Raw genomic sequence first — 12329 nt, forward strand, 5'->3', positions numbered from 1 at the left:
CTCAAACCGCCTCGAGCTCTGCCATGAAGTCCTGGAGCTCATCCAGGTCTCCGTCGTTTCGGGTACCGAGACTACCGACCTCTTGTGCAAAGGCCTGCAGGTTCTCTGTCTGGAACAACAACGCGAGTGGCAGGTTCGTACCCAGTTCGATCTGCAGTCGTGCTACCGCCTGGGTTGCCAGCAAGGAGTGGCCCCCCAGCTCGAAGAAGTTGTCGGTAAGAGATACGTTTTCCAGGCCAAGAACTTCAGCCCATACCGCTGCGATGCGCCGCTCCAGCTCCGTTTCCGGCGCCACATGGGCCGCCCGGCGCGGGTTGCCGTCAGGCTGTGGCAGGGCCTTGCGGTCCAGTTTGCCGTTCGGTGTCAGTGGCAGGCGTTCCAACAGCAACAGGTGCGCGGGCACCATGTAGTCCGGCAGGCTGGCCTTCAGCCTGGCGCGCAGGGTGTCAAGCAACGCCGCCCGGGCTTCCTCGCTGGCAGCCGACGCTGCATCGGCTGGCACCACGTAGCCCAGCAGTTGCTTGCCGCCCGGCGCATCCAGTGCCAGTACCACGGCTTCGCGGACTGCGTCCTGTTGTTGCAGGCGCGCCTCGATCTCACCGAGTTCGATACGGAAGCCGCGAATCTTCACCTGATGGTCGATACGCCCGGCATATTCGATGACCCCGTCGGCGTCATAGCGCGCCAGGTCGCCGGTGCGATACAGCCGGCCACCCTGCCCACCGAACGGGTCGGGGATGAAGCGTTCGGCGGTAAGCCCAGGGCGCGCCAGGTAACCACGCGCCAGGCCCGCACCCGCCATGTACAGCTCCCCCACCACCCCTACCGGCAGCGGCGTTCCGTCCTCGCTCAACAGGTACGCGGCACTGTTGGAAAGCGGCCGGCCGATATTGGCCTGGCCACCTTGGGTGCGCAGGGTGAAGGTCGAGTAGGTGGTGTCCTCCGAAGGCCCGTACAGGTCGTACACCTTGAGCACATGGCCAGTGCCGTACAGCGCGTCGACCAGCCCCTGCTTGAGGGCCTCCCCCGCCAGGTTGATGATGCGTACACCGGACGGCAGCTGGCCGGTTTCATGCAGCACCTTGATGGCCGATGGCACCGTGTTGACCAGGCGTACCTGGTCTTTGGCCGGCAGGTGCGGCAGCTCCAGGGCATTGGCCGCCAGTACCGCATAGCCACCCGAGCCCAGGGTCACGAACAGCTCCCAGACCGACAGGTCGAAACAGATCGATGTGGACGCCAACACGCCGCACAGGTCCTGCTGGCTGTACACCGACTGCGCCCAGCCGATCATTGCCACGGCATTGCGATGCTCGATCTGGACGCCCTTGGGTTTGCCGGTGGAGCCTGAGGTGTAGATGCAGTACGCCAGGTTGTCCGGCGTGCTCACGCACACCGGGTCGGCCGCTTCGTAGCCGTCGAGCAGCAATTGGTCCACCAGCAGCGTGCGCGCCTGGAAGCTGGCCGGCACACGCTCCAGCAGGTGCGACTGCGACAGCAGCAGGATCGACTGGCTGTCTTCGAGCATGTACACCAGGCGGTCCTGCGGGTAGCCAGGATCGAGCGGCACGTAAGCGCCGCCCGCCTTGAGAATGGCCATCAGCGCGACCACCATGTCCAGGCCACGCTCCATGGCGACACCTACCAGCACCTCCGGGCCCACGCCAGCCTCGCGCAGTTTGTGGGCAAGCTGGTTGGCCCGTACATTGAGCGCGGCATACGTGAGCGTCTGCTCGCCGTGGATAAGTGCCACTGCACCTGGCGCAGCAACCACCTGCGCCTCGAACAGCTGATGGATACAGCGGTCGGCCGGGTAACTGGCCGCCGTGCGGTTCCAGTCCTGCACGATACGCTGATGCTGCGCGGTATCGAGCAGCGGCAGGTCGCCGAGTGCAGCACACGGGTCACTCACCAAGGCGTCAAGCAGCGTACCGAAGTGATGGGCCAACTGCTCGATCGCCTCGCTGCTCCAGTGCGCACGGTCATGCCGGTACTGGATAGCCAGGCTGTCGCCAAGGCTCACCAGCACGGTCAGCGGATAGTTGGTCTGCTCGCGCACCTGCACTGGGCCAAACTGCAAGCCACTCGGTGCCCCCTGCCGAAGGGCCTCGGACACCGGGTAACTTTCGAACACCACCAGGCTGTCGAACAGGGCTTCACCGCCAAGCCCGGCCCAGCGCTGCACATCGTACAGCGGCGTATGTTCGTATTCACGCATGGCCAGGTTGCTGGCCTGCACCTGCCCGATCCATTGCGCGACGCTCTGTTCGCCTTGCGGTGTACCAACCACCGGCAGGGTGTTGATGAACAAGCCAATCTGCGCCTCCACGCCCGCCAGCTCCGCTGGCCGGCCGGCGACCGTGGCCCCGAAGCAGACCGACGACTGCCCGGTATAGCGCTGCAACAGCAACAGCCAGGTAGCCTGTACCAAGGTGTTGACGGTGACACGCTGGGCACGGGCAAAGGCTTCAACCCGCTCGGTACGCCCTGCATCGAATGCCTGGTGATGAACGTGATGGCCATGGCCATCAGGCTCACCATTGCGCACGGCCTGGGCCAGGCGCGTCGGCTCGTTGAAGCTGGCCATCTGGCCCTGCCAGAACCGTTCTGCCGCCGCCCCATCCTGGCGCTGCAACCAGGCGATGTAGTCACGGTAGCTGCCCGCCGCTGCCACCACAGGTTTACCGGCATGACGCTGCAACACCTCACCCAGCAACTGCGAGGTGCTCCAGCCATCCATCAGGATGTGATGGCATGTGAAGATCAGGTGGTGACGTGCCTGCGCCGTACGCACCAGCACCAGGCGCAACAAGGGTGCCTCGACCAGGTCGAAGCCACGCTGCCGGTCGGCATCCGCCAGGCTGTCCAGCGCCCGCGCCAGCTCATCCTCGGCACGCCAGTCATATTCGCTAAACGGCAGTGTCACCTGCTTGCGCACGACCTGCACCGCCTGGCCCAGGTCCCCCTGCCAGATGAAGCTGCTGCGCAGGATTTCGTGGGTCTGCAAGGCAGCATCCCAGGCCTGCCGGAAGGCTTGTACATCCAGGCCATCCACATCCACGCGCATCTGGTTGATGTAGTTGCCGCTGCCTTGCTCGTAGATGCTGTGGAACAGCATGCCCTGCTGCATCGGCGACAGCGGGTAGACGTCGGCGATCTGCGCCACGGCAACCGGCAGCTGGTCGAGCTGCGCCTGGGTCAGGTCGGCCAACGGGAAGTCGGACGGGGTCAGGCCGCGATGTCCACCCTCACAGCAATGCTCGATTATTTCAGCCAAGGCCTGCTGGTAAGCCTGGGCCAGTAGCTCGATGGTTTCGCGGCAATGAATGTCCTGGCTGAAGGTCCACTCCAGGCGTAGCTCGCCGCCATATACCTGACCGTTGACGGTCAACAGGCTGGCCAACGGTGCTTCGGCATCCTGCCTGGCGCCATCGTTCTCTTTGGCGGGGGTGAACAGACCTGCTTCGCCATCGAAGCTGCCGTCGAACTGCCCGAGGTAGTTGAAGACGATCTGGCCTTCAGGCAATGCTACAACGGCCTCGCGGCTCGCGGCATCACCGAGGTAGCGCAGCACGCCATAGCCCAGGCCTTTGTCAGGCACGGCGCGCAGCTGTTCCTTGATGGTCTTGATCGAACTTGCCAGGTCTGCCTGCGGGCTCAGCTTTACCGGGTACAGGCTGGTGAACCAGCCCACCGTACGCGTCAGGTCGATACCCGCGAACAGGTCTTCACGGCCATGCCCTTCCAGGCGCACCAGCACTTCGGGCTGACCGCTCCAGCGGCCAACTGCTTGCGCCAGGGCCGTCAGCAGCAGGTCCATGATCTGTGTGCGATAAGCCACCGAGCAATCCTGCAACAGCCGTCGGGTGCTTGCCACGTCGAGGCGCGTGCTGACCGAAGCCGCATGCTTCAGTTGCCGGCTGCCTTGCGGGTTGTCGCAGGGCAGCATTTCGCTGGCCCCTTGCAACTGCCCCTGCCAGTAGCCCAGCTGCTGTTGCAATGCGGGCGCGGCGGCATAGGTTTGCAAACGCTCGGCCCAGGCTTTGTACGAAGTGGTCTTGGCCGGAAGCTGCAGTGGCTGCCCGGCAGCCAGGGTCTGGTAGGCCTGCTGCAGGTCTTCCAGCAGCACACGCCACGACACACCGTCTACCGCCAGGTGATGGATGACCAAAAGCAGTCGCTGGCTACCGTCAGGCAGCGCAGCGAGCATGGCACGCATCAACGGCCCGTGCTCGAGGTCAAGGCTGCGCTGGGCTTCAGTGGCGGCTTGCTGCAACTGCTCGACGCTGGCGAAATCGCGATGCCACAGCAACTGGGAGTAGCCCGCATCGGCAAATTCAGCCTGCCAGCCCACCCCATGGCCGAACACGCGCAAACGCAGGGCATCGTGATGTTCGAGCAATGCCTGCAATGCCGCATCGAGCGTCGCCGGGGCCAGCGTTTCACCGGGCGTGAGCAGCACCGACTGGTTCCAGTGATGGCGCACGACAACGGGCTGCTCGAAGAACCAGTGCTGGATCGGCGTGAGCGGCGTCACGCCCGTTACCGCACCCTGATCGATCGATACACTGCCGCCGCGGTTGGCGAGCCGGGCCAGTGCCTGCACCGTCTGGGCCTCGAACAAGTCCTTGGGCGTGAACTGGATATCCACCTGGCGCGCACGGCTGACCACCTGCAACGAGATGATCGAATCGCCGCCCAGTTCGAAGAAGTTATCGGTCAGGCCAACCTTCTCCAGCTTCAGCACATCCGCCCAGATCGCCGCGATCTGCTGCTCCAGATCACTCTGCGGCGCGATGTACTCGCCCTGCGACTGGCTGGCATCCGGCTGCGGCAGGGCCTTGCGGTCCAGCTTGCCGTTCGGCGTCACCGGCAGCTTGCCGAGCAGCAGCAGGTGCGCCGGCACCATGTAATCCGGCAAACCGGCCTTGAGCGCCTCGCGCAGGCTGTCGCGCAATGCGCCTTCGTCTTGCGTACTGTCGGCGGGCACCACATAGCCCACCAGCTGCTTGCCGCTTGGCCCGTCCTGGGCCAGCACCACGGCTTCCTGCACACTCGGCAGCTCCAATAGACGCGCCTCAATCTCGCCCAGCTCGATGCGCAGGCCGCGGATCTTCACCTGGTGGTCGATGCGCCCGGCGTAGTCGATCACGCCATCGGCGCGGTAGCGCGCCAGGTCGCCGGTGCGGTACAGGCGCCCGCCGTTGTCGCTGAACGGGTCCGGCACGAAGCGTTCGGCGGTCAGCGCCGGGCGTTGGTAGTAACCACGGGCCAGGCCGACACCACCGAGGTACAGCTCGCCGGCACTGCCGCGCACCGCCGGTTGCAGGCTGCCTTCGAGGATGTGGGTCTTGAGGTTGTCGATCGGCTGGCCGATCGGCACGCTGATGCTTTCGTCCGGCTGGCAGGTCCAGTGGGTCACGTCGATCGCCGCTTCGGTCGGGCCGTACAGGTTGTACAGGCCCGCCGCCGGCAGGCGTTGCAGGGCCTGGCGGGCCAGTTCGGCCGGCAACGCTTCACCGCTGCACACCACGCGCTTGAGGCTGACGCAGCTTTCGACCGCTTCGTGGGTCATGAACGCCTGCAGCATCGACGGCACGAAGTGCAGCGTGCTGATGCCGTGGTGGTTGATGGTTTCGACCAGCAACTGCGGGTCGCGGTGTGCGCCGGGCTGGGCCATGACCAGGCGTGCGCCGGTCATCAGCGGCCAGAAGAACTCCCACACCGACACGTCGAAGCTGAACGGGGTTTTCTGCAGCACGCTGTCGCTGGCGTCCAGCCTGTAGGCCTTCTGCATCCAGCACAGCCGGTTGACCAGCGCCTGATGGCTGTTGCCAGCACCTTTCGGGCGACCGGTGGAGCCGGAGGTGTAGATCACGTAGGCGAGGTTCAGCGGGGCCACGTCGACATTCGGGTTGGCATCGCTGTAGCCGTCGAAGTTCTCGGTGTCCAGGTCCAGGCTGCGCAGGCCGACCGGGATCGGCAGGGCTTCGTGCAGGTGCGACTGGGTCAGCAGCAAGGCGATGCCGCTGTCCTCGAACATGTAGCTCAGACGGTCATGTGGATACTCAGGATCCAGCGGCACATACGCGCCACCGGCCTTCACGATACCCAGCAAACCGATGACCATCTCCAGGCTGCGCTCCATGGCGATGCCCACCAGCACATCCGGCCCCACGCCCTGCTCGCGCAGCTTGTGCGCCAGCTGGTTGCTACGGCGGTTGAGCTCGGCATAGCTCAGGGTCTGCTCGCCAAAGGCCAGCGCCGGGGCATCCGGGGTGGCGAACACCTGCGCCTCGATCAGCTGGTGAATGCTGCGCTCGTCCGGGTACGTCGCCTGGGTTTCGTTCCAGCCTTCGACCATCTGTCGCTGTTCTGGCAGGCCCAACATTGGCAGCTCGCCAATCACCGCGTCTGCATTCTCCACCAGCGCCTGCAGTAGGTTGGCAAAGTAGCCAGCCAGGCGGCCAATGCTCTCGTCGCTCCACAGCGCACGGTCGTGGCTGTACTGCATCGACAGCGTGGTGCCCAGTTCCACCACCAGGGTCAGCGGGTAGTTGGTCTGCTCCTGCACGGCCACATCGCCGAAGCGCAGGCCACCGGGCGCGCCCTGTTGCAGCGCCTCGGCCACCGGGTAGTTCTCGAACACCAGGATGCTGTCGAACAAGGCGTCACCGCCCTGCCCCGCCCAGCGCTGCACGTCGTACAGCGGGGTGTGCTCGAACTCGCGCACGGCCAGGTTGCCGGCCTGCACCTGGCCGATCCACTCGGCCACGGTCTGCTCGGCACGCGGGGCACCGATCACCGGCAAGGTGTTGATGAACAGGCCGATCTGTTCTCCCACCCCCGGCAGGTCTGCCGGGCGGCCGGCGACAGTGGCGCCGAAGCACACGCTGGCCTGGCCGGTGCAGCGCTGCAACAGCAGCAGCCAGGCCGATTGCACCAGGGTGTTGACCGTGACCCGGTTGGCCCGGGCGAAGGCTTCGATGCGTGCGGTCTGCTCAGGGTCGAAGGCCAGGCGGTGGTCGCCATGGCCGCTACCGCTTGTGCCTGCACTGCCGGCGATGGCCTGGGCCAGGCGGGTTGGCTCGTCCAGGGCGGCAAGCTGGGCTTTCCAGAAGGCTTCGGCAACGGCCGCGTCCTGGCCCTGCAGCCAGGCGATGTAGTCACGATAGTGCGTGGCCTGGGCCTGCGGCGCCAGGCCGGCATAGCGCTGCAGCACTTCGCCCAACAGGCGCGAAGTGCTCCAGCCGTCCATCAGGATGTGGTGGTTGGTGTACATCAGGTGGTGGCGAGCATCGCCCGTGCGTACCAGCACCAGGCGCAGCAATGGCGCGGCAGCAAGGTCGAAACCGCGCTGGCGTTCACCCTCGGCCAGGGCCTGCAATGCCTGCTCCAACGCCGGCTGGCCACGCCAGTCATGCTCGCTGCACGGCAATTCGACGGCCTTGCGTACCACCTGTACGGCCTGCTCCAGTTCGCCTTGCAAGACGAAACCGCTGCGCAGGATGTCGTGGGCATCGAGCGTGGCCTGCCACGCCTGGCGGAACCGCTGCACATCCAGCCCCTCCACATCCACGCGCAGCTGGTTGATGTAGTTGCCGGCCTGCTGGTCGTAAAGGGTGTGGAACAACATGCCCTGCTGCATGGGTGACAGCGGGTACACATCGGCGATCTGCCCGGCCTCCAGCGGCAGGCTGTCCAGTTGCGCCTGGGTCAGCGCGGCCAGCGGGAAGTCCGACGGCGTCACGCCCTGGTGCCGCGCATCGCAGCAGTGCTCGACCAGCTCTGCCAAGGCCTGCCCGTAGGCCTGGGCCAGCTTCTCGATGGTGGCCGGGTGATGAACGTCGGCGCTGTAGGTCCACTCCAGGAACAGCTCGCCGCCGTACACCTGGCCGGTGATGCTCAGCCAGTTGCCCAGCTGCGCGCCGGCACATTGGGTACGGCCTGCGCTTTCCCCGCTCGGGGTGAACAGGGCGCCGGCCTCGGCATCGAAGCTGGCATCGAACTGGCCCAGGTAGTTGAAGGTGACACGGGCCTGGGCGGCACGCTCGAGCTGTTCACGCACTTCAGCATCGCCGAAGTAGCGCAGCAGGCCGTAGCCGAGGCCTTTGTCCGGCACGCCGCGCAGTTGTTCCTTGATCGCCTTGATCGACTGGCCAAGGTCCTGGCCGGGTGTGAGGCGCACCGGGAACAGGCTGGTGAACCAGCCCACGGTGCGGCTGAGGTCGAGGTCGTCGAACAGGTCTTCGCGGCCATGGCCCTCCAGCAGTACCTGCACGTTGCCCTGCGCGCTCCACTGGCACAGGGTGCGCGCCAGCGCGGTCAGCAGCAGGTCGTTGATCTGCGTGCGGTAGGCCGCCGGGGCCTGTTTCAGCAGCTTGGCGGTGCGCTCGGCATCCAGCCGTGTGGCGGCGGTACGGGCATGGGTGTTGGCCAGGCTGCCCAGCGGGTTGTCACGCGGCAGTTCGGCGTGGTCGCCGGCCAGCGCCTGCAGCCAGTAGTCGCGCTGTGCTTGCAATGCGGGGCTGCCGGCATGGCTGGCCAGGCGCTCGGCCCAGGCCTTCACCGAGGTGGTCTTGGCGGGCAGGCTCACGGCCTGGCCGTTCAGCAATTGCCGGTAGGCCGCTTGCAGGTCTTCCAGCAACACCCGCCACGACACACCGTCGACCACCAGGTGATGGACCACCAGCAGCAGGCGCTGCTGGCCATCGGCGAAATCGAACAGTTCGGCACGCAGCAGCGGCCCGTGCTGCAAGTTCAGGCTGGCCTGCACCTGGTTGCCGGCGGCGTCCAGTTCACTCAGTACTGCCAGGTTGCGCTGGTGCAGCAGTGGTGCATTGTCCAGCGGCTGGAAGCGCGCCTGCCACTGGCTTTCGCCACGGCTGAAGCGCAGGCGCAGGGCATCGTGCTGCTCGACCACGGCGCGCAGGGCTGCCTCCAGGTGTTGCACCTGCACCGGGCCGGCCGGCTTGAGCAGCACCGACTGGTTCCAATGCGCCGGCTGGGTGATCTCCATCTCGAAGAAACGCGCCTGGGCCGGCAGCAATGCCAACTCGCCGCTGGTGGCGGTGTCCACGGCTGCGGGCGCAACCGCTTGCTTGGCCTCGATGCGCTTGGCTACCTGGGCCAGCTGGGCGATGGTCTGTTGTTCGAACAACTGCTTGGGGGTGATCCGGATGCCCTGGCGTTTGGCCCGGGCGATGATCTGCAGGCTGAGGATCGAGTCGCCGCCCAGTTCGAAGAAGTTGTCGGTGCTGCCGACCTGCTCCAGCTTGAGCACATCGGCCCACACTGCGGCCAGTTTCTCCTCGATATCGCCTTGTGGCGCCACATAGCCACGGCTGACCGCGCCCGGTGCCGGCAAGGCACGCTTGTCGAGCTTGCCATTGGCGGTCAGTGGCAGGCGCTCCAGCAGCAGTATCTGCGCCGGCACCAGGTAGTCCGGCAGGCGTGCCTGCAATTGCGCCTGCAGTTGCTGCACGGTCACGCCTGCGTCTGCCACCCCGTAGGCCACCAGCTGCAAGCGCTCGGCATCGCCCTCCAGTGGCAAGGCCAGTACCACGGCCTCGTTGATACCAGGCAGGCCGGCCAGCACCCGGCCGACTTCACCTGGCTCCACGCGATAGCCACGGATCTTCACCTGGTCGTCGGCACGGCCGATGAACTCGACCAGGCCATCGGCAGTCAGCCGCGCGCGGTCGCCGGTGCGGTACAGGCGGGCACCACCCTCGGTCGGCACGAAGCGTTCGGCGGTCAATGCGGGCTGGCCCAGGTAGCCCTGGGCGACGCCTTGCCCGCCCAGGTAAAGCTCACCGGGCACCTGCGCCGCCAACGGGTTGAGGTAGCCGTCCAGCACCTGGGCGCAGCCATTGCCCAGCGGGCGCCCGACCGGCACCGTGCGGCAACCTGGCAGCGGCAGCCCCGGCTCGAAGGTGAGCACGCCGACAGTGGTTTCGGTCGGGCCATAGTGGTTGATGACCCGGCAGGCCGGGCGCAGTTCGCGGATTTTTTCCAACAGGCCCCAGCTGCATGCCTCACCACCCAGGATCAACGCCTCGGTGGGCAGCACATCGGCGGCGCGGGCCGCTTGCAGCAAACCTTGCAGGTGGCTCGGCACCAGTTTGAGCACGCCGACCTGGTGCTGCGCCATGTAGCTGGCGAAGCCATCCGGGTCGAACGCAAGTTCCTGTGGCAACAGGTGCAGCAGGCGGCCCGAGGCCAGGGCACCGAACAGCACGGTGTGGCCCAGGTCGGCCGCGGTGGTGGACACCATCGCCATGCTCGCTGCGGCCGGCAGTTGCAGGCGCTCCAGCACCGCCTGGGTGTAACTGGCCAGCGCCCCGTGGCTGACCACCACGCCTTTCGGCTGGCCGGTCGAGCCCGAGGTGTAGATCAGATAGGCCGGTTGTTCGGCGGCGATGGCCATCTCGACCGGGCTGTCGCTGCAGGTTGCCCAGGCGGTGTGATCGCAGGCAATCAGCTGCACACCGTCCAGGCCGGCGAAGCGCCGGTCACCCGGCTCATGCAGCAGTACGGCGGCGCCACTGTCGGCAATCAGTTGTTGCAGGCGCTCCGGCGGCTGCTGGGTGTCCAGCGGCAGGTAGGCGGCGCCGGTCTTGAGCACCGCGAGCAAGGCGCCGACCCACTCGATGGAGCGCGGCAGGCACAGGGCGACGATGCTGCCGGCACCGACGCCGTGCTGACGCAGGTAGTCGGCCAGGCGGTTGGACGCCGCCTCCAGCCCGGCCTGGGTCATGAACCGGTCACCGGCACGCACACCGCCGTGGGCCTGGCCTTGCGCCATTGCCTGGCGCCACAAAGCGAGGAAGTCGCCGTGCGGGTAGGCCTGCGTGGCCGCCGGCAGCAGCGTCGCCACTTGCGGGCTGTCGACGATTGCCTGCTGCGGGTCACTGATCAGCGCATCCAGCACCTGGCGCAGCGAAGCGGCCATGCGTTCGATGGTGGCCTGCTCGAACAGGTCGGTGGCGTAGGTGAAGTAGCCTTCGATGCCGTCGGCCTTGTCGGAGAAGTCGAACGCCAGGTCGAAGCGGGCATCACCGCCGTCACGGGCAAAGCCTTCCACCTCCAGCGCGCCCAGGCGCTTGCGCCCTGCATCGCTGGCGGCCACGTGCTGGTTGATCTTGAACTGGAACAGCGGGTTGTGGGCCAGATTGCGCTCGGGCAGCAAGGCATCGACCAGGTGTTCGAACGGCAGCTCCTGGTGCGACTGGGCGCCGCCGATCACGTCTTTGACCTGCTCCAGCAGCGCGGCGAAGGTGGCGCGCTCGTCCACCTGCACGCGCAGCACCTGGGTGTTGATGAAGAAGCCGATCAGGCCTTCCAGCTCCTTGCGGTTGCGCCCGGCGTTCGGCGCACCGATGCGGATGTCGGCCTGGCCGCTGTAGCGCGACAGCACCACCGCCATGGCTGCCAGTACCAGCACGAACAACGTGTGGCCACCCTTGCGCGCCTGGCTACGCAGGGCCTCGGCCTGTGCGGCGCCGATATCCACACGCACCACCGCGCCACGCTGGCTGGGTATTGCCGGGCGCTCGAAGTCCAGCGGCAGGCTCAGCACCGGCTGCTCGCTGCCCAACTGGGCCTGCCAGTAGGCCAATTGGCGCTGCGCTTCACCGGCCTCGAGCCAGGCGCGCTGCCAGATGGCGTAGTCGGCGTACTGGATCGGCAAAACCGGCAACTCGGCCTGCCGACCTTCGGCCAGGGCGCTGTACAGCTGGATGAATTCCTGCACCAGCACATCGCTGGACCAGCCGTCCGAGATGATGTGGTGCATGCTCACTGCCAGCACGTGGTGATCGGCGGCCACGCGCAGCAGGGTCACCCTCAGCAGCGGGCCGCTCAGCAGGTCGAAGGGCTGCTTGAGGGCGGCGTCCACGGCCACGCTCAGCGCTGTCTCATCGGCGGCACCGTCGAGCATCAGCAATTCCAGCGCCAGCGGGCAGTGCTCGAGGATTTCCTGGTAGAACTCGCCCTCCTCCGAGGCGAAGCGCGTGCGCAGCGACTCGTGGCGTTGCACCAGCGCATCCAGCGCCTGCTGCAGCACCGCCTGGTCCAGCGCGCCCTTCAGGCGTACCGCCATCGGCACGTTGTAGGCCGGGCTGTCGGGCTCCAGCTGCCAGAGAAACAGCAGGCGTTGCTGGGCGTACGACAGCGGAATACGCGCCAGGCCCTGGCGCGCGGGCACGATGGGCAGCAGGCGGAAGCTCTGCCCGGTGGCCTGCATCTTTTCCAGGATCTGCTGGCGTTGCTCCACGGGGAGGCCAACGAAACGTTGGGCGATGCGTTGTGCGGCAGTGAGTTCCATG

The 12329-nt window shown here is 66.5% G+C and carries 1 protein-coding gene; it reads right to left on the reverse strand.

Translation table 11 applies throughout. The features are described from left to right. Position 1: 1 nt before the first annotated feature. Positions 2-12328: a non-ribosomal peptide synthase/polyketide synthase gene (locus tag E5221_RS20800; RefSeq protein WP_247846379.1), complete on the reverse strand. Its 12327-nt coding sequence runs from the start codon at positions 12326-12328 to the stop codon at positions 2-4. Position 12329: the final 1 nt, after the last annotated feature.

This window comes from Pseudomonas sp. A2 (assembly GCF_023100865.1).
In the GTDB taxonomy this organism is placed as follows: domain Bacteria; phylum Pseudomonadota; class Gammaproteobacteria; order Pseudomonadales; family Pseudomonadaceae; genus Aquipseudomonas; species Aquipseudomonas asiatica.